Source organism: Pseudoalteromonas sp. BSi20495, from assembly GCF_000241185.1.
Taxonomy (GTDB): Bacteria; Pseudomonadota; Gammaproteobacteria; order Enterobacterales; family Alteromonadaceae; genus Pseudoalteromonas; species Pseudoalteromonas fuliginea.
This window is the reverse complement of record NZ_BADY01000181.1, coordinates 1-18398: the sequence shown is the minus strand read 5'-3', so window position 1 is coordinate 18398 and position 18398 is coordinate 1. Positions and strand designations below refer to the sequence as shown.

Sequence of the window (18398 nt, the reverse complement as noted above, 5' to 3'; positions counted from 1 at the left end):
TATTTAAAGCAATAAAAAAGGGCCTATTGGCCCTTGAGTAACACTATCTAGTTAGGAATTAAAACTGGTTCATGGTGTTATCTTCACCACCGGCTTTTAGCGCATTATCACCAGAGAAGTATTCTTTGTGCGTATCGCCCATGTTAGACCCTGCTAAATCTTGGTGCTTAACCGATGCTTGCTCACGGCGAATTTCTTGGCGTTGTACGTCACGTACATAAGCCAGCATACCCATATCGCCAAAGTAACCTTCTGATAAAATATCAGTGCTTAGCGCAGCTGTATGGTATGTCGGCAAGGTTATTAAGTGATGGAAAATACCGGCTTCACGTGCGCCATCGCGCTGGAAGTTTTGCACTAGTAAATCGGCTGCTTGCGCAAGCTCTGTTGCATCCATTTCTGGTGCCATAAGGCCTTTATTATCGCCAAGACTTGGGTAAGCACTAAGGTCACGGCCTGCCTCTTCCCACTCTTGATACACTTGCTCACGAAACTTAAGCGTCCAGTTAAACGAAGGCGAGTTGTTGTATACCAGTTTTGCATTTGGCACGTGTTCTTTTACACGATTTACCAGTTCTGCAATTTGTTTAACATGTGGTTTTTCTGTTTCAATCCACAGTAAATCAGCGCCCGACTGCAAGCTAGTAATACAATCTAGTACTACACGATCTTTTTCCGTGCCTTCACGGAATTGGAATAAACCGTTATCTAGACGAGTTGGTTTACATAACTGGCCATTAATTTTCATTGCCGTGTCGCCTTCATTTAAGTCATCAACACCGTTAATTGGCGTGGTTTCTAAAAATGCATTGTATTGGCTTGCTAAGTCACCTGGCGTTTGCGAAACAGGTACCTTTTGCGTAAGGCTGGCACCCAATGAATCTGTACGTGCCACAATAATACCGTTATCAATACCTAGCTCTAAAAAGGCGTAACGTACTGCGTTAATTTTTGCTAAAAAGTCTTCGTGTGGAACGGTCACTTTACCCGCTTGGTGACCACATTGTTTAGCGTCAGATACTTGGTTTTCTATTTGAATGGCACACGCACCGGCTTCAATCATTTTTTTAGCCAGTAAGTAAGTTGCTTCTTCGTTACCAAAACCTGCGTCAATATCAGCAATAATTGGCACAACATGGGTTTCAAAGTTGTCTATTTTATCAATAACAGCTTGAACATCGCCTCCGTTCGCTTTTGCTTCATCTAGGTCGTTAAACAAGTGATCGAGTTCACGTGCATCTGCTTGCTTTAAAAATGTGTAAATTTCTTCAATTAATGCAGGTACCGATGTTTTTTCGTGCATGCTTTGATCTGGCAGCGGACCAAATGCAGAGCGAAGCGCTGCAACCATCCAGCCACTTAAGTATACATAGCTGCGTTTAGTTGTTTTTTGATGGCGCTTAATAGCCATCATCATTTGTTGTGCTGTAAAACCATGCCAACAGCCTAAAGATTGTGTGTACTGGCTTGTATCTGCGTCATATGCTGCCATATCTTCACGCATTACGTCTGCTGTGTATTGTGCAATTTCAATCCCAGTACGGAAACGGTTTTGCAAGCGCATGCGGCTTGCATATTCAGGGTTGATTGCGTGCCATGCGCTACCTTGAGATTGGCAAAGAGTTGAGAGTGTGTCTGTTTCGCGTTGATATGTTGTCATAATAAAATCCTTCGAACGGGTGTGTAAATAATTTTAGTGTTGTGAGAGTGGCTACGTTACTCATGCTCCGTAGCGCTTAAATCAACATTAGGCTCATTTTTTAGATTTAGTAAATTTATAGTTGTTATTACGGCTATATATTTTATGAATGGCTAAAAAGCACTCAACATTGCTTTTTTGCGTTATTGTTGCCTTAACGCACAAGCGCACAACAACATCGCGACCGTTTAAGGAGGGCAATTATGTCCCACACTCTCACACACTCAGGACTCAGCGTAGACACACAACTCGCTGATTTTGTTAAAAGCCAATTACTCCCTGGCACTCACTTAAGTGAGCTGCAATTTTGGCAAAGCTTTGCACATATCGTCCAAACGCTTACTCCTATAAATAAGGCACTGCTTGAAAAGCGAGAGCTGCTTCAACAGCAAATAGATGACTATCATCTAGCTAATAAAACGTGGAATAGCGCCAAGTACCATGCCTTTTTACAAGATATTGGCTACTTGGTAAAAGAGCCTGCCAACTTTACAATTGAAACCCAAAATGTAGAGCCTGAAGTGGCCCTTACAGCAGGCCCTCAATTGGTTGTGCCTGTAAGTAACGCACGCTTTGCACTTAATGCCGCTAACGCGCGTTGGGGCTCGTTATACGACGCTTTATACGGTACTGATGTACTAAGCGAAGATGACGGGGCTGAAAAAGGTAATACCTACAACCCTGTTCGTGGCTTTAAGGTCATGGCCTACGCTCGCCAGTTTTTAGATAAAGCATTGCCGTTGACTAATGGCTCGCATATAGAAAGCACGAATTACTCAGTAGTAGATGGCGCACTTTTAATTACCTTGCGTGATAGCTCTCAAACCACATTAGCTGACCCATCTCAGCTTATTGGCTATCAAGGAGAAGCGCAAAATCCAACTGTAGTGTTATTAAAAAACAATGGCTTACATATAGAGCTGCATATCGATCACCACCACATTATTGGCCAAGCTGATAAAGCAGGATTAAAAGATGTAGTGCTAGAGGCCGCGCTTACCACCATTATGGATTGTGAAGATTCAGTAGCTGCGGTAGATGCAGAAGATAAAGTACAAGTTTATAAAAATTGGCTTGGGTTGATGCAAGGTAACTTAGTTGAATCGTTTAAAAAAGGCGATAAAACTGTAGAGCGTACTCTGCAAAGTGATAAAACATACACCGCACTTGATGGTGGCACAGTTACTTTAAAAGGCCGTAGCATGATGTTTGTAAGAAACGTTGGCCATTTAATGACGAACCCTGCTATTACTGATGTGTACAATCAACCGGTATTTGAAGGCATTATGGATGCGATGTTTACTGCTACTGCTGCCCTGCACGACCTAAATAAAAAAACAGGTATAAAAAATTCAAGCGCGCAAAGTATTAATATAGTTAAACCAAAAATGCATGGCCCTGAAGAGGTAGCATTTACTAACACTTTATTTAGTTTAGTAGAGGAAGCGCTAAGCTTACCTAAAAACACGCTTAAAATGGGTATTATGGATGAAGAACGCCGCACTTCTGTAAACCTAAAAGCCTGTATTTGTGCAGCCAAAGAGCGTGTTGTATTTATAAATACTGGATTTTTAGACCGCACAGGCGATGAAATTCATACCTCTATGCAAGCGGGCGTTGTACTTCCAAAAGCACAGATTAAACAGCAACCATGGATACAAGCTTACGAGGATCGCAATGTCGATATTGGCCTTGCTTGTGGCTTGAGTCATAAAGCACAAATAGGTAAAGGCATGTGGCCAATGCCAGATAAAATGGCATTAATGATGGAGCAAAAACAAGCTCACCCTAAATCAGGCGCTAATACAGCATGGGTGCCCTCCCCTACAGCTGCTACCCTGCATGCAATGCATTATCACGATATAAACGTATTTAATGAGCAGCAAAGCATAGCTAAACGTACTATTGCTAGCCTTAATAACCTACTTACACCGCCGCTAATGGCAGACCCTAAAACGCTTTCAAAAGAAGATATTCAAAGTGAGCTAGAAAACAACGCACAAGGTATTTTAGGTTACGTTGTACGTTGGATTGATCAAGGCGTAGGCTGTTCAAAAGTACCTGACATTAACCATATTGGGCTAATGGAAGACAGAGCAACACTGCGTATTTCAAGCCAGCATATGGCTAATTGGTTGCTAAATGGCGTGTGCTCACAGGCGCAAATAAAATCAACCATGGCTAAAATGGCCAAAGTGGTTGATGGTCAAAACGAGCATGACACTGCCTATACACCCATGGCAACAGACGAAGAAACCCTTAATAACAGCATTGCGTTTCAAGCCGCTACTGCATTAGTTTTAGAAGGCGTAACACAGCCTAGTGGTTACACTGAACCATTACTGCATAGCTACCGTATTAAATACAAAGCACAACATTGTTAATCACTCCAAATTTTTAACACGTGCTTGAATTGTTTTTTGAGTCAAACCAGCCTTCGGGCTGGTTTTTTATCGCCTAGAATTAAAATAGCAGCGCTTTTATGGCATTTTAAAAATATATATATTCAAATAAGTATAATACATATGAATATCTAACATTTATTCAAACGTAAAAAAGCGCGTTTTGCATACACAAAACACGCTTTTTAAAGCTTTTAACCGTTTACGTTTAATTTTTTACAATGGCATTGTGATAAATATTTTGTACATCGTCACAATCTTCAAGCATATTTATAAACTTATCGAAGTTAGCGATAACTTCTTCGTCTTCAATTTCAATATTAACTTGAGGAATAAACGTAATTTCATCTACTTCAAAGTTAATGCCTTCAAATGCGTCTTCAAGGGCTGTTTTAGCTTTAAAGTATTCTGTTGGCGGTGCAAATACCGATATTTTACCGTCCTCGGCTTCAACGTCGGTTACATCAACATCAGCCATCATTAATGCTTCTAATACGACCTCATCGTCATCGCCTGCAAAGCCAAGTACCGCATAATGATCAAACATATGCGCTACACAGCCAGGAGTACCAATTTTTGAGTCTGTTTTAGTAAATGGCAAACGTACATCTTTGATAGTACGGTTCGGATTATCGGTCAAACAGTCAACAATAACCATGCAATTACCAGGGCCATAGCCTTCGTAACGGGCAACTGAATAGTCTTCCCCTGCTCCACCGGCTGCTTTCTCAATTGCTTTTTCAATAACGTGTGCGGGAACTTGGTCTTTTTTAGCTTTTTCGATTAGGCGGCGTAATGTTTGATTTACTTCGGGATCGGGTTCACCACTTTTTGCTGCAACGTAAATCTCTTTACCATACCTTGAGTTTATTTTCGTTTTAGCATTAGCCGTTTTGATCATAGAACTTTGACGAACTACAAATGCTCTGCCCATTTTGTGCCTCTAATGAATACGTTACGTTTTGCAGTATTTTACCAATTCAAAACGTATTGGGCTAGTTTTGTAATTTAAATAGTGTACTACTTATTACTAATTAAATTAAGTAACACGCTATTTAACATAACTCTAATTTTCTGAGTAATTATCAATTAATCCAACTAGCTCATAAAAGTCATGTAAAACGTAGTCAGCTTGATCTGCATAACCAGGAGTCACATCAGGAGCATATAAACAAGCACGCATATCTGCGTTGTGTGCAGCTTGTATGTCATATAAGTAATCACCAACGTAGAGCAAATTAGCAGAACTAATATCCCAAAGCGTAGCAATTGCATTTAATGCACTTGGATCTGGTTTTGCGGGTGCGTCGCTTCGCGTTAAAACCGTGCTGATAGGTAATGGATTATTCTGAAGTTTTATTGATGCTGCTTTATCAAAGTTTCGAGTAACTATAGCCATTGGAATTTTTTTAGCTTTTAACTGTGCAATAGCTTCGCTAACACCTGGTAATAACGTGGCATGTTGAGCATCGAGTAACTCATGCTGATGCACAATATTCATAGCTTCTTCACGCATGTAAGGTGATGGGAGTTGCGCTATAAAATCGAGTAAGTCCTGCTCACAAGGACAGCCTATTTGTGCTTTTATAAGCGAAAAATCTAATTCAGACGATACCAATGTGCCATCTAAATCAAAAATAACACCATGAATAGCCTCTACCTGAGTCGTCATATCATTCCTTGGGTGTAATAATAATTTACTAAACGTACTTTAAACATAAAATGCTCTACTACTTATGCCCAAATTATGGGGAAATAACATCAACTATATTTAAATTAATAATGCGTAAACACATCAATCAACTGATAATAAAGAAAAAATAAAAACTTAGTAATTACCTTTAGATTGCGCGAAACAAGGTAAATATACAATACAAGTTGATTAATTTTACGGTACTTTACATAGTACAGATCAATTATGAATGTATCTTAAACAAAAGAAGAGAATACGCGCACATTAATTACAGTGCGCGTAGATTGGGAAAGGTTTATTCAAATAATAATTAATTTTGCTCGAAGCGGGCTTCAAGCCATGTATCATCTTGGGCAAAGTTTAAGGTTTTAATCCTACCTTTCCCCTCAACATTAACCATATTCACCTGAGTTGGCCATAAATCACGCAGTGCACCATTACTCATTTTAATCCCTTCAATCCCTTTTGGTATAGGTGCTTCTTGGTAAACCCAAAAAAACTTTCCATCAACTTGTGCACCTACAAAGCTAAGCGGTATAGATTCACCACTTAGTGTTTGTAGCGCAACGTGCGATTCAACATACTTAGCAAAACGTTGTTGATCGGTTTTATTACTAATAATATCGATTTTGCCTTCAAATAATGTTCCTACGGCATGTTCGGTATCATGTAAATAAAAGCGATGCATTAACTCAACATTATGCGTTCGTTTATTAAAAAGCACGGTTGTAACTGACGACTTTAGTTGATGCGCCATACTTGGCGCAGCAACTAAAAGGCAAACAATAATAAGCAAAAAGCGCATTATTGCTGCTCCTCACCGTCATCCTTTTCGTCTTTCTTCTCATCAGTTTTAAGCTCAGTTTTAATATCTTGCATGATATCGCGACTTACTTTAGCTTTACTCTTTTCCTTTTTAAACACTTCAATACGTGAAGGAATAATACGACGAGGGTAGTTATTGTTTTCAACATCTACGTCAGCTGTTTCCCAGCCTGGATCGACAGTAACTGATACAAGCGGTTTGTTTTTATCGGTAACAATCAGCTTTTGAACGTTCTTATAATTACGACGCCAAATTTCAGCAGGAATATAGCGCTCTTCTTTAGTGCCATCTTCATATGTTAGTTCTAATAAAATAGGCATTACCAAACCACCAAGGTTTGAAAATTCCATAACGTAATAGTTTTTATCTTCTTCTAAAGCACGCTCAAGCGTTTTACGCTCCCACGGCTCTAAGCCTTTTAAAAACTTATTGTACGAGTTACGTTCTTTATTGGTTACAGTAAAACGGTCGTTTTCGTCATAAAAATCGGTAACATCAGAGTTTTTCTCAACCCATGTTTTTTTACCTTCGGCGCGGTTACGCTCAACAAATAATGAAGTAGGTTTGTCTGCTTCAATATCACGTAAACGGCTGTAATCAATATCAGGGTTTTTAGTGTTTAAACGTAGTTGATATACTTTATCTAAAGAGATATCTACATGGTCTGTGGTGTAAAACCAGCCACGCCAAAACCAATCTAAATCAACACCAGAGGCTTCTTCCATTGTACGGAAAAAATCAGCTGGAGTAGGGCGCTTGTATTTCCAGCGCTGAGCATACTCTTTAAATGCAAAGTCGAATAAGTCACGACCTAAAATTACTTCACGTAAAATATTAAGGGCTGCTGCAGGTTTAGTATAAGCATTAGGACCTAAGCGTAATACACTGTCTGACTGAGTCATAACAGGTACTTGGTTTTGTGACTTCATGTAGCTCACTATATCGCGAGGCTCAACACCCCAAGGAATAGTAGGATCCCATTCACGACCAGCAACACCATCTAAAAAGCTGTTTAAGCCTTCATCCATCCACGTCCATTGGCGCTCATCTGAGTTAACAATCATTGGAAAGTAAATATGACCCACTTCATGAATAACTACGCCAAGTAAAAAGCGCTTTTCAGCTTGAGAATAAGTACGTGTACCATCATCTTGTAACTTAGTACGTGGACCGTTAAAGGTGATCATTGGGTATTCCATACCACCAACGGGGCCATTAACCGACTGTGCAGTTGGGTACGGGTAATCAAAAGAATACTTAGAGTACACTTCCATTGTGTGTACAACCGCTTCAGTTGAGTACTTTTTCCATAAGTCACCACCTTCTTTAGGGAAGAACGACATTGCCATAACTAAAGGCTGAACGTCACCACCTTGTTGATAACCTTTTGCATCCCACATAAACTTACGAGAAGACGCCCAAGCAAAGTCGCGTACGTTTTGCGCTTTAAAGTGCCACGTTTTAGTTTTGTCGGTGCCTTCTTTTTCGTTTTCTAGCGCTTCTTCTGCATTAACAATAAACACAGGACGCTTAGATGTTTCAGCTTGCTTTAAACGTTTGCGCTGAGTACTTGTTAGTACTTTGCTCGCGTTATCAAGCTTACCTGTTGCCGATACAATGTGATCTGCAGGAACGGTAATTTCTACATCGTAATCACCAAACTCAAGCGTAAATTCACCAGAACCCAAAAATGGTTTGTTTGTCCATGCTTCATAATCGGTATAAGCGGCTAAGCGAGGAAACCACTGAGCAATTAAGAATATGTCGTTGCCGTCTTCTTCAAAATGCTCGTAACCAGAACGTGCACCTACAGCATCTTCTTCAACAATGTTGAAGGCGAAGTTCATGCTAAATTCTACTTCTTTACCTGGTTTTAATGGCTCGTTTAAATCAACGCGCATTAAAGTATCAACAACAGTTACGCGCAGCTCTTTGCCGTCTTCGTCTTTAACACCACTAATAGTGTAACCAAGTTCGTTGTCGCTCATAAATTGCTGACGACGTAGCTCACCTAAACTTAATTTAGCTGGCTTTTGAGCTGGTAAGCTTTCTAAAGTGCTTTTAAATGTTTTTGTTGTTTCGGCAATAGAGTCACTTTTAAAAATATTTTGATCTAGCTGTAACCATAAATATTTAAGCGTATGTGGTGAGTTATTTTTATATTCAATACTTTGGCTACCCGTAATACGGTGCTTTTTTTCATCTAGCTTTACATCAATATCGTAATTAACACGTTGCTGCCAGTATTTTTCTCCTGGTTCGCCAGCCGCACTACGGTAAACATTTGGTGTTGGCAGAGCTTCGTCTAATTGACGAAACTTATCAACATAAGAACCTTTTGTTTGCTCAACTGAAGACGCCATAACAACACTCGACATTGCCAGTGGCAATACAAAAGCGCTCAGCGTAAGACCTATTTTTTTCATTGTTAGTCCTGATAAATTTTAGTAAGGGTACTTTGACAAAATAACAGCTTAGCTTCAATAAATTAGCGATAAAGTGCAGCTTTTATAAGGTGGTATTCACTAACGTTTTACAGCTTTTTATTATGTATAAAACTATGACTAAAATAAACGGGAGCAAAACTGTAAAGGGGGTTTACAAAAAACACAATTACTTAGTATTAAAACAGGAACAAACAACTCAATTTATAGAGTTCATCCCTAATTCATTACAACAAACTACAGTGTAGGTATATTTGTTAACTTACATTAACTTCAAATTACATTAGTAAAAACGGAGACTGCTATGAAATTTTATATTGTTAAAAAAGATCAGCAGCTCGAAGCTATTCCAGCTGAAGAAGAATTGCTTGAAAGTTACCAAAATAATAACTACAAATACGTAAATATAGTGTCGGCATGTAACAAACAGGATGCGTTAAAACGACTCCCATCCATACAAAAAAGTAATAAGAAACGCATTATTATTGGCGTAAATATTGCTGCAATCTCAATAATATTGGCTATTTATACGATAAATTAAAAATAGTTAATATTTTTATTGATCTTTAATGCTGTTTGTATTTAAAATCGCCCACCCTTTTATTTGAGGCAAATAAATTCGTCACATTTATCCTCAAATAAATATAGATTAGTAGCAATAAATGCGGTGGACTCATGGATTTTTATATCCTAAAAAAACAACAAGAACTAATTGCTATCCCGGCAAATGAGAACAACTGTAAACAGTATCTCGATTCTGGTTATTTTTACATTGATAAAGTAGCAGCATGTAACGAAGTTAATGCTTTAAAAGTGCTACAAACTAAGCAAACTAAAACACTAAAGTACCCACTAATTATGGCATTGCTAGCATTACCGATTATTTTTGTAGGCTGGTATAGTTTAACCTAATCTTAAAATGGTCCTTAGGCTTGCATCTTTAATTACCTTGGGTATATTGGCGCTCTTACTGGTTTTTTAAGAGCGCGACATGAAAGTCCTCCACACCTCAGATTGGCACCTTGGCCAACAATTTTATGAACACGACCGCCGTGTTGAACACCAAGCCTTTTTTACATGGTTATTAGCCACTCTTGTTGAACAACAAATAGACTTACTTTTAGTTGCTGGCGATATTTATCATACCGCAACTCCAAGCGCTAGCGCCGAAAATCAGCTTTACCAATTTATTAAAGACGCCAAAAAGGCATGCCCACAATTACACATAGTCATTATTGCGGGTAATCACGACTCTGCGAATCGTATTTTGGCAGCTCAGCCATTACTAGCGCAATTTGATACACACGTAGTAGGGCGCTTTGATGTCGCAACACCCGATGAAACGGTTATTACCATAAATACCAATGGTAAACGCGCTGTAATCGTCGCTATGCCATTTTTACGTGCAAGCGATGTAAGTTTACTTAGCCAAACTGAAAGCGGTCCTAGTTATTCTCAAGGCGTTGCAAAAGCTTACGAGCGTGCACTAGAACACGCTACTAATATAAACGAGCAAAACTCACCATTAATAGTTATGGGGCATTTACACGCAAAAGGCGGGGATATCTCAAGTGATTCTGAGCGTAACTTAGTAATAGGTGGTGAGGAGTCTATTTCAGCCAATGTATTTGGTAAACAAGCCAACTATGTTGCCCTTGGGCATTTACACAAAGCGCAACAAGTCGCTAAAAGCGATATTATTCGCTACAGCGGCACACCTATACCTATGTCGTTTTCAGAGCGTAACTACACGCACCAAGTAAATGTTGTTGAGTTTATTATTGATGAAAAACAACACATTAGTACAACTGTAAACCCCCTTTACATTCCGCGCTCTGCCGATGTAATTATTTTACCAAAAGGGGAGTGTGTACCATTAAACGAACTATGCGAGCAAATTAAAGCGCTCGACACCGCACAAAATACAATAGCGCCTTATTTACGTGTAAAGCTTAAATCAAGCGATACCGACACCACCTTCAGAGAACAAATAGAACAAGCACTTGAAGGCAAGCATATTAAATTTTGTGGTATTGAACGTGTACGTGAACAATCAGCGCAAAATGACGACAACACCGTATTTGAAGATTTAAGCGAAGTTGAAATGCTCAACCCACTAAACCTATTAGAACAAGCATTCGCAAACGATAAAGACATGGCAGGGCAAAGTGTACCCGATGAGCTAAAAGCACTTTTAAGTGACGTGATAAACGAGCTTACGGAGCAAGAGCAACTATGAAAATAACCGCAGTTCGTATTCATAATTTAGCCTCAATAGTTGACGCTGAAATAGATTTTACTAAAGCCCCATTAAAAGACGCTGGTCTATTTGCCATCACAGGCGATACTGGCGCTGGTAAAAGTACCTTTTTAGATGCCATTTGTTTAGCCCTTTATACAAAAACAGCGAGGCTGCGCGGTGATAAAGGTAACTTAATTGAGTTTAACGGCGACAGCATTAAACTCAATGATGCGCGAAACTTGCTACGCAGAGGTACATGGGAAGGGTACGCCGAGGTCGACTTTTTAGGACAAGATAAACAGCTTTATCGTGCACGCTATACAATTTCACGAACCCATAAAAAAGTAACAGGTAAACTTAAAGTAGCAGAGCACACATTAGTTACCCTGCCAGACAAAACTTTAATAGCTGACAAAAGCCACACAATAAAAGAAGTTGAGAGCAAAATAGGGCTTAACTTTGAGCAGTTCTCCCGTGCCGTACTTTTAGCACAACATGAGTTTGCTGCATTTTTAAAAGCCACTGGCGATGAGCGAGCGCAGCTTTTAGAGTGTTTAACAGGCACCGATAAATTTAGCCGTATTGGCGTGCGTATTTTTGAGCGCCATAAAGAGCAAGTAGCAAAGCTTGAAGCGCTTAAAGCAGGCCTTGAAAGCTATACCTTATTAACGAGCGAAGAACTTGAGCTACAACAAACCAAGTTAACCGATTTAAAAGCGCAAACCGAACACACTAAAAAAGAGCTATCCAAAACCGAAAAAGCACTTAACTGGTATCAGCAAGCTACAGTGCTTGAGCAAAACTTACTGCAAGCACAGCAAACCCAGCAACAAGCAAGCTCAGCGCTTGAAAGTATCGTTGAGCAAAGCGAGCAGGCAAAACAAGCTAAACAAGCGCTTGAAATAAAAGATAACCGCAGCCGTTTTAATTTGTTAACCGATCAAAATACGGCGTTGGTTCAGCAAATAACATCACTTAAAAGTGTTGATCATTTAGCGGTAATTAACGAGCGTAATACCGCGCTTGCTAAGCATACCGAGCTACTTAATAACGCCAATGAGCAAAAACAAAATGCAGCGCCTATTATAGCTAAAGCGAGAGAGCTCGACAACAGCATTGCTTTGCAAACTCAAGCTGTAAAAGGCACAGAGTCGCAAATAACCAAAGAGCAATCTCAATTAGATGAGTTCACACAGCAGCTTAAACAAAGCAATAACGAACTTGAACTTGCTAATACCGACTCAACTAAAGGCCAGCAATGGCTTAATGAGCATGCACAGCTGCATGTTTTAGCAAAAGACTGGAGCTACTATCAGCAAAGCTTCAATACCTACTTAAATGCACAGCAGCAATTAACCGCAAACGCTGCGCAAAGCCAAACTCTTAATAGCGAGCTTGCAGGTCAGAACGATCTTTTAAATGCGCAAAATAATAAAGTGCAGCAGTGCGAGGTGGCACTTAGTGGTGAGCAATCAACTTTACAGGCATTAAATACTCAGCTTAATGAATTTAATGCAGAGCACTGCGACGCGCAGTTAAAAAGTATTGATTACTTAAAAGAGCAGCGCGAGCGTTACGGGCAATTTAACGCAGAACTAAAACAAAGCACTCAACGCCAACAAGTACTTAATCAGCAGTTAAATGAAAGCCAGCAAGCCCATACTTTACTTAATCAGCATTTAATAACCAGCGAGCAAGCGCTTAAAGGTAGCGAGTACGCACTTAACCAAGCGCGCTTAAGAGCCAGCGAAAACGTAGAACATTTACGCACTGAGCTTCGCCCTAATGAGCCTTGTTTAGTGTGCGGTGCAACTGAGCACCCGTATGCGGTAAATCAAAATCAGCAATTAAATAACTTAATTACTGATTTTGAAAATGCTTTTAATATAGCTAAAAAGCAATTTGACCATGCACAAAGCGAGCTGCATAAGCATCAAACTCAACATGCCGTATTAACTGCTGAACACGGACAACTTGAGCAAATAATACAAACAGCAAAAGCCAAACAGCTCGACATTAAAAATACCATGCAAGGCGCACGCACAGAGCTTAACGACTTAACGCCTGAACAGCTTGAAGTAACTTATAAGCAATTAAACGATCAGAAAGCGCAATACTTTGAGCAACAAAAACGTCAACGTACACTGCAAACTAAAGTAAATGAGCTACAAGCAGCACTTAAAGCAGAGCAGCAAGTACAGCAGCAGTTGAGTAATAAACACCTTGAGCTTACACACCAGCAAAACCAGTTAACGAGTAAGCATAGCGAGCTAAGTGCGCAAATTAACGAGCTGGGTACAACGCTCAATAATCAATTTGAAAACAGTGATTTTTGGCAGCAATTACAAGCCAATACGCTTGAACTTACCGAGCTGAACAAGCAGGTTACGCAGTATCAGCAAACTCAAACGCAACTTGAGCAAAGCCAAAAGCGCCAAGACACAGCTAATGAGCAAATAAAGCAGCTTACCCCGCTTGTTAGTAAAAGCGAGCAATCGTTAAAAGCACTTAATGAAGAGTTTGTAAAAGCTAAAGAGCTATTAGACGCTGTACAAAGTGAGCGCTCAGCTTTATTTAATAATCAGCAAATAAGCGCAGACGACTACCAAGCAAAACTCACAAGTGAGCAAGAGCAAAAACAATCGCAGGTTCAAGCGAGCCAAAAAGCCTATGACGACGCGATAAAACAACGAGATGAGCACGCTATAACGCTTAAAAATGTGGAGCAACGCTTACTTGAAAACAGCCAAGAACTAGCAACACTTGAGGCACGTTATAACCAATGGTTTGCTGACTTTAAAGCGCAATATAGCAATGCAACGCACGAACAGGTCAAAATTTTACTAACGCTTAGTAGCGAGACTATTAAAGCGCATTTAAATCAACACGAGCAGTTAACTCAAGCGTTAACAGATGCAAATGCCGCATTAAAACAGCAGCAACTTACGCTTGAAAAACACAACATTAGCGATAAACCAACTCAAAGTGCAGAGGCTTTAAGTACGCAATTAAGCAGCTTAAACGAGCAACAAACACAGCTGCAAAATTCATTACTAGCAACTAATACCGCTATTGAGCAACACAACCAAAATGCAAAGGCGCTTGAAGGCAAGCAAGCTGAGTTAACTACGCTTAAAACACAGGTTGAACAATGGCACTTGCTTAATAAAGTATTGGGTGATGCAACGGGTAAAACCATGCGTAACTTAGCACAAACACAAACGTTAAAAATATTACTGCACTATGCCAACAGCCATTTAAAAACACTCAACAAACGCTACGAATTAACCGCCATAGCGCAAACGCTCGACATTGCAATTATCGACCGCGACATGGCCGACGAGCAACGCTCTGTTAATACACTCTCGGGCGGCGAGTCATTTTTAGTATCGCTAGCACTTGCACTTGGTTTAGCATCGCTTTCGTCTAACAAAGTACAAATCAATTCTTTGTTTATTGACGAAGGGTTTGGTACGTTAGACAGCGAAACCCTAAGCATTGCAATGGACGCTTTGGATTCTTTGCAAGCACAAGGCAGAAAAGTAGGCGTTATATCGCACGTAACACAAATGAGCGAGCGTGTAGCCACTCAAGTGCATGTAGCCAAAAAGCCAGGTGGATATTCCACAGTTGAAGTTTTATAAGCAACATTACTGAAAACAAGGAGATACAATGCCAACGTTTACAGGCGAGCAAGCAACACAATACGATAGCCGTATAACCCGTTTAGTTCCTGGTTATGAATTATTACATCAGCTCACTAATGCGCAACTACAAGCAACGCTAAGCGATAATGCACATATTTTGGTAGTAGGGGCAGGCATAGGCAAAGAAGTACTTGCACTGGCTGCACTAAACCCTACGTGGCAATTTACTGCGCAAGATACATCAGCCGATATGCTTGCTATCGCACAGCAGCAATTTGATGAGCAAGGCATAACAAGCCGCGTAGATGTACATAATGGCCCCGTTGATAAGTTATCGGTTAAAGCCGATGCCGTTTTATGTTTACTAGTAATGCATTTTTTAGAAGATAACGGCGATAAAAAAGAGTTATTAAAAGCAATTAAAGGAAGCCTTAAAAAAGACGCAAACCTTTATATTGCAGATTTAATGCGCCCTGAAACTTCATTTGAGCGCGAAGCCCAGCTTACAACGTGCGCGCAATTGGGTTTAACCGAAACAGGTAAAACACAAACAGGGCATGACTTAGAAAATGAGTTTTACCCGCTTGATAGAATGCGCTTTAGCGAACTGCTAAACGAGTGCAAATTTGGCATTCCGAAGCTGTATTTTAAAGCCCTAGGTTTTAGCGGATATGTAGTTTAAGTTTTACAAGCTAAACAAGCACCCGCTATTTAGCACCAATAAAAACACCGAGTGAACAAACTCGGTGTTTTTATGTAAACCTCTCTACACCACGCTTTTATTTTATACGTAGGTCGGTTAAGCGAAGCGCCACCCGACGCTCTAATATCCACATCACTCAGATCATTGCTGTGCCAGCAATCCTAACCAATCTCTCCAAGTGCTTTAATTGCAGCTTGTGCTTTATCTGTTTGTACAAAAATATGATCGTGATAAAACGCAGCAACCACATTAGCGCTAATGCCATGCTCAGTCAGCTTTGCAGATACCGCAGCAGTTAGCCCAACGGCCTCTAAGCTTGAATGTACGTTAAGGGTAATTAAATTATATTTACCCTCGTAAGTAATACCTGCTTTATCGGCGGTTTCAGCTTTTAAAATAAGGGTTAGCCCTTCCTCTTCAATATAAGTGGCAAGTGGCTCTAAATGAACATAATCAGCCAATTTCCCTGCTAAGCAACAAAAAATATACTCGCCTTGCTTAAGCGCTGGCTGCATTGATTTTAATAATTCGTTTAACTCTAAAATTCCGGCCATGGTCGTTCCTTACAATGTGTTATTTAACCTGAACTCTGGTTAAGATATTTACTAACATATTAAATTATTTTGATATTTAAATTTATTTTCTCTAGCCAGAGATTTTCAGTGAAAGCAAGGCGAATTTACGCGTCAATAGCTGGCCTATTGCAAGTAAATTCAACGCAGTTAGCGCTGAAAATAGCTGCTTGAGATAGATTTATTATCCAGAGTTCAGGTTATTTAGTCATTTTTAGCTGCGCGACTAGCTCGCTTAATCTCGCAATTTTTATATTACTTAGCTGCCTGTAATCAAAATATGGGCACACAATAATGTTGTTACTGGTGTCTATTGCAAACTCGTCGTCGAGCCAATCAAATTGTGCATGCAACTTACCCTGTTGTAATAAGTTTTTAGCGTGCGTACGCCCAGCAATTATGTGTAGCTGGTTTTTATTGCTAGTAGCTTTATTTGCACACGTAATAGTAATGTTGGGCGCGCTAAATAGCAGGGCGGTTTTACTGTTTTTTTGCAGTAAATACTCATCGCGATATTGTTGCCAAGTAGGGGCTTGTTTGGCAAATGAGTAATGCTCGCTTGGCAGGGAAAATAGCACTTTTGCATACACGTTAAACACTTTGCGCCAACCATTACCACAGTGCTGGTTTATGGTATTTATTTGCTCATTTATAACCGGTTCTAGGCATTCGAGTGTTTCAAAAAACGGCATTGGCGGCGCTTTTTCTACGTATACCGCCACGCTAAATTGCGTATCACCTAAGCCAACTAATTGTGTGTTCAAACTAGTTAGCCTTGTTTTGCGCTAAAATACGGTCGAGGTTATTTGCAAAGTTTTGGCGATCGGTTTGGCTAAGTGGCGGCGGCCCACCACTCATTTCTACGCCACTTGAGCGCATGGTATCCATAAAGTCGCGCACGTTAAGTATTGAGCGGATATTCTCGGTGGTATAAAGCTCGCCACGTGGATTGAGCGCTTGCCCGCCGTTATCAATTACTTCACTTGCTAGCGGAATATCGCCTGTAATAACTAAATCACCTTTTTCAACACGTTTTACTATTTCGTCGTCGGCTACATCAAATCCCGACGATACTTGAACGCGGCTTATGTATTTTGACGGCGGAATACGCATTGCGTGATTGGCCACTAAAATAGTCTCGATTTTCATACGCTCTGCAGCTCTAAAAAGTATTTCTTTTATAACAACAGGACACGCGTCTGCATCTACCCAAATTTTCATGCTATGGTCATTTTTATTGCTTTAGAATTAATATGATCCTATAGCAAATTTTTTTAATCGGCTAGCAAACTTTATATCCATCTATATTTAGATAATACGTACGATTTATGTAATTAAAAAAGGAGCTTACATGAAGGCTATTAAATACGGTTTACTTATTACAGGGTTATTTTTTCTTAGTGCCTGCACCAGCCCTCCGGAGGGAATAACACCCGTTAAAAACTTTGATATACAAAAATATAAAGGCAAGTGGTTTGAAATAGCGCGTCTTAATCACTCATTCGAAGAAGGTATGGAGCAAGTTACCGCGACTTATTCAATTAACGACGACGGCACAGTAAAGGTCCTTAACAAAGGGTATTTAACGGATGATAAAAAATGGGATGACGCCGAAGGCTTAGCCAAGTTTGTAGAGGGCACAGACACAGGGCATTTTAAAGTCTCGTTTTTTGGTCCATTTTATGGCGCTTACGTGATTTTTGAACTTGACCAACCCGATTATCAATATGCATTTATAACCAGTTACAACAAAGATTACTTGTGGTTTTTGTCGCGTACACCAACGGTTAGCAAAGAGCTTAAAGAACACTTTTTAACTAAAGCTAAAGAGTTGGGCTTTGCTACCGATGAAATAATTTGGGTTGAGCAATAAACAATGTAAAGCCCCTTTACAGTAGTCATAAAAGAGTCATCTAACAGTAAAGTAACTTAAATATATTATGGTTATATTGTGTGTACTTGCCATGAGACAGCAAGTATTGGAAACACTGAATATCCCCTATTGTTGGCAAGCTATATAGCTTGCCATTTTTTTGCCTAGGGCGTGTTGATCTTTGTGGATTGAAATCTGTTCAATCTAGGGGCGATTAAATCGCGGCGCGAGGTTTGTAACCTAGTGGGCTAAGTAAAAACCGAGCAACAAAGAGTTAATCGTCCCTAGAAAGAACCC

Annotated in this window: 15 protein-coding genes; 7 read left to right on the top strand and 8 right to left on the bottom strand. The window is 39.9% G+C overall.

The window, feature by feature from the left end; genetic code table 11:
- Nucleotides 1-58: 58 nt before the first annotated feature.
- Nucleotides 59-1660: an isocitrate lyase gene (locus tag P20495_RS00795; protein WP_007376673.1), complete on the bottom strand. Its 1602-nt coding sequence runs from the start codon at nucleotides 1658-1660 to the stop codon at nucleotides 59-61.
- A 242-nt stretch (nucleotides 1661-1902) separates the two neighbouring features.
- Here P20495_RS00795 and P20495_RS00800 point away from each other — a divergent pair, with 242 nt between their 5' ends.
- Nucleotides 1903-4083 (top strand): malate synthase G, encoded by a 2181-nt coding sequence (locus tag P20495_RS00800; protein WP_008139317.1) that lies wholly within the window; start codon nucleotides 1903-1905, stop codon nucleotides 4081-4083.
- 226 nt (nucleotides 4084-4309) lie between these two features.
- Here the strand turns inward: P20495_RS00800 and P20495_RS00805 are convergent, their stop codons facing one another.
- The 4 genes from P20495_RS00805 to P20495_RS00820 all read right to left on the bottom strand — a co-directional run bounded on the left by P20495_RS00805 (nucleotide 4310) and on the right by P20495_RS00820 (nucleotide 9046).
- Complete coding sequence (locus tag P20495_RS00805) at nucleotides 4310-5035, bottom strand: YebC/PmpR family DNA-binding transcriptional regulator (protein WP_007376676.1); 726 nt, start codon at nucleotides 5033-5035, stop codon at nucleotides 4310-4312.
- Between the two features lie 132 nt (nucleotides 5036-5167).
- Entirely contained in the window at nucleotides 5168-5773 is a 606-nt protein-coding gene (locus P20495_RS00810) for an HAD family hydrolase (RefSeq protein WP_007376677.1), read from the bottom strand.
- Nucleotides 5774-6104: 331 nt separating this feature from the next.
- Nucleotides 6105-6599 carry a DUF6702 family protein gene (locus P20495_RS00815; protein ID WP_008139315.1) on the bottom strand — a complete coding sequence of 165 codons (495 nt, stop codon included), beginning with the start codon at nucleotides 6597-6599 and terminating at the stop codon, nucleotides 6105-6107.
- Entirely contained in the window at nucleotides 6599-9046 is a 2448-nt protein-coding gene (locus P20495_RS00820) for a M1 family metallopeptidase (protein WP_008139312.1), read from the bottom strand. Before P20495_RS00820 ends, P20495_RS00815 begins: the two co-directional genes overlap by 1 nt.
- A 322-nt stretch (nucleotides 9047-9368) precedes the next feature.
- On the opposite strand from P20495_RS00820, the gene P20495_RS00825 reads away from it, so the two are divergent.
- The 5 genes from P20495_RS00825 to P20495_RS00845 all read left to right on the top strand — a co-directional run bounded on the left by P20495_RS00825 (nucleotide 9369) and on the right by P20495_RS00845 (nucleotide 15635).
- Nucleotides 9369-9605, top strand: coding sequence for a hypothetical protein (locus P20495_RS00825; protein ID WP_008139309.1), 237 nt, complete (start codon nucleotides 9369-9371; stop codon nucleotides 9603-9605).
- 134 nt (nucleotides 9606-9739) lie between these two features.
- Complete coding sequence (locus tag P20495_RS00830) at nucleotides 9740-9976, top strand: hypothetical protein (protein ID WP_007376681.1); 237 nt, start codon at nucleotides 9740-9742, stop codon at nucleotides 9974-9976.
- Between the two features lie 79 nt (nucleotides 9977-10055).
- A complete protein-coding gene (locus P20495_RS00835; RefSeq protein ID WP_008139306.1) occupies nucleotides 10056-11303 on the top strand; it encodes an exonuclease SbcCD subunit D C-terminal domain-containing protein in 1248 nt (415 codons plus the stop codon).
- Nucleotides 11300-14950, top strand: coding sequence for an AAA family ATPase (locus P20495_RS00840; RefSeq protein ID WP_008139304.1), 3651 nt, complete (start codon nucleotides 11300-11302; stop codon nucleotides 14948-14950). The genes P20495_RS00835 and P20495_RS00840 overlap by 4 nt, the downstream gene beginning before the upstream one ends.
- Before the next feature lie 28 nt (nucleotides 14951-14978).
- The gene (locus P20495_RS00845; RefSeq protein ID WP_008139302.1) at nucleotides 14979-15635 is read left to right on the top strand and encodes a class I SAM-dependent methyltransferase; all 657 of its coding nucleotides are present in this window, start codon (nucleotides 14979-14981) and stop codon (nucleotides 15633-15635) included.
- A 182-nt stretch (nucleotides 15636-15817) separates the two neighbouring features.
- Here the strand turns inward: P20495_RS00845 and P20495_RS00850 are convergent, their stop codons facing one another.
- The 3 genes from P20495_RS00850 to P20495_RS00860 all read right to left on the bottom strand — a co-directional run bounded on the left by P20495_RS00850 (nucleotide 15818) and on the right by P20495_RS00860 (nucleotide 17449).
- Complete coding sequence (locus P20495_RS00850) at nucleotides 15818-16210, bottom strand: ACT domain-containing protein (RefSeq protein ID WP_008139300.1); 393 nt, start codon at nucleotides 16208-16210, stop codon at nucleotides 15818-15820.
- Nucleotides 16211-16428: 218 nt separating this feature from the next.
- The gene (locus tag P20495_RS00855) at nucleotides 16429-16992 is read right to left on the bottom strand and encodes a hypothetical protein (protein ID WP_008139298.1); all 564 of its coding nucleotides are present in this window, start codon (nucleotides 16990-16992) and stop codon (nucleotides 16429-16431) included.
- A gap of 1 nt (nucleotide 16993) precedes the next feature.
- Nucleotides 16994-17449 (bottom strand): YaiI/YqxD family protein, encoded by a 456-nt coding sequence (locus P20495_RS00860; protein WP_002959175.1) that lies wholly within the window; start codon nucleotides 17447-17449, stop codon nucleotides 16994-16996.
- Nucleotides 17450-17579: 130 nt separating this feature from the next.
- Here P20495_RS00860 and P20495_RS00865 point away from each other — a divergent pair, with 130 nt between their 5' ends.
- Entirely contained in the window at nucleotides 17580-18101 is a 522-nt protein-coding gene (locus P20495_RS00865; RefSeq protein ID WP_007376693.1) for a lipocalin family protein, read from the top strand.
- Nucleotides 18102-18398: the final 297 nt, after the last annotated feature.

Coding starts and splice junctions, on each gene's coding strand:
- P20495_RS00795 (WP_007376673.1), bottom strand. CDS start 1,660: ATGACAACATATCAACGCGAAACAGACACACTCTCAACTCTTTGCCAA.
- P20495_RS00800 (WP_008139317.1), top strand. CDS start 1,903: ATGTCCCACACTCTCACACACTCAGGACTCAGCGTAGACACACAACTC.
- P20495_RS00805 (WP_007376676.1), bottom strand. CDS start 5,035: ATGGGCAGAGCATTTGTAGTTCGTCAAAGTTCTATGATCAAAACGGCT.
- P20495_RS00810 (WP_007376677.1), bottom strand. CDS start 5,773: ATGACGACTCAGGTAGAGGCTATTCATGGTGTTATTTTTGATTTAGAT.
- P20495_RS00815 (WP_008139315.1), bottom strand. CDS start 6,599: ATGCGCTTTTTGCTTATTATTGTTTGCCTTTTAGTTGCTGCGCCAAGT.
- P20495_RS00820 (WP_008139312.1), bottom strand. CDS start 9,046: ATGAAAAAAATAGGTCTTACGCTGAGCGCTTTTGTATTGCCACTGGCA.
- P20495_RS00825 (WP_008139309.1), top strand. CDS start 9,369: ATGAAATTTTATATTGTTAAAAAAGATCAGCAGCTCGAAGCTATTCCA.
- P20495_RS00830 (WP_007376681.1), top strand. CDS start 9,740: ATGGATTTTTATATCCTAAAAAAACAACAAGAACTAATTGCTATCCCG.
- P20495_RS00835 (WP_008139306.1), top strand. CDS start 10,056: ATGAAAGTCCTCCACACCTCAGATTGGCACCTTGGCCAACAATTTTAT.
- P20495_RS00840 (WP_008139304.1), top strand. CDS start 11,300: ATGAAAATAACCGCAGTTCGTATTCATAATTTAGCCTCAATAGTTGAC.
- P20495_RS00845 (WP_008139302.1), top strand. CDS start 14,979: ATGCCAACGTTTACAGGCGAGCAAGCAACACAATACGATAGCCGTATA.
- P20495_RS00850 (WP_008139300.1), bottom strand. CDS start 16,210: ATGGCCGGAATTTTAGAGTTAAACGAATTATTAAAATCAATGCAGCCA.
- P20495_RS00860 (WP_002959175.1), bottom strand. CDS start 17,449: ATGAAAATTTGGGTAGATGCAGACGCGTGTCCTGTTGTTATAAAAGAA.
- P20495_RS00865 (WP_007376693.1), top strand. CDS start 17,580: ATGAAGGCTATTAAATACGGTTTACTTATTACAGGGTTATTTTTTCTT.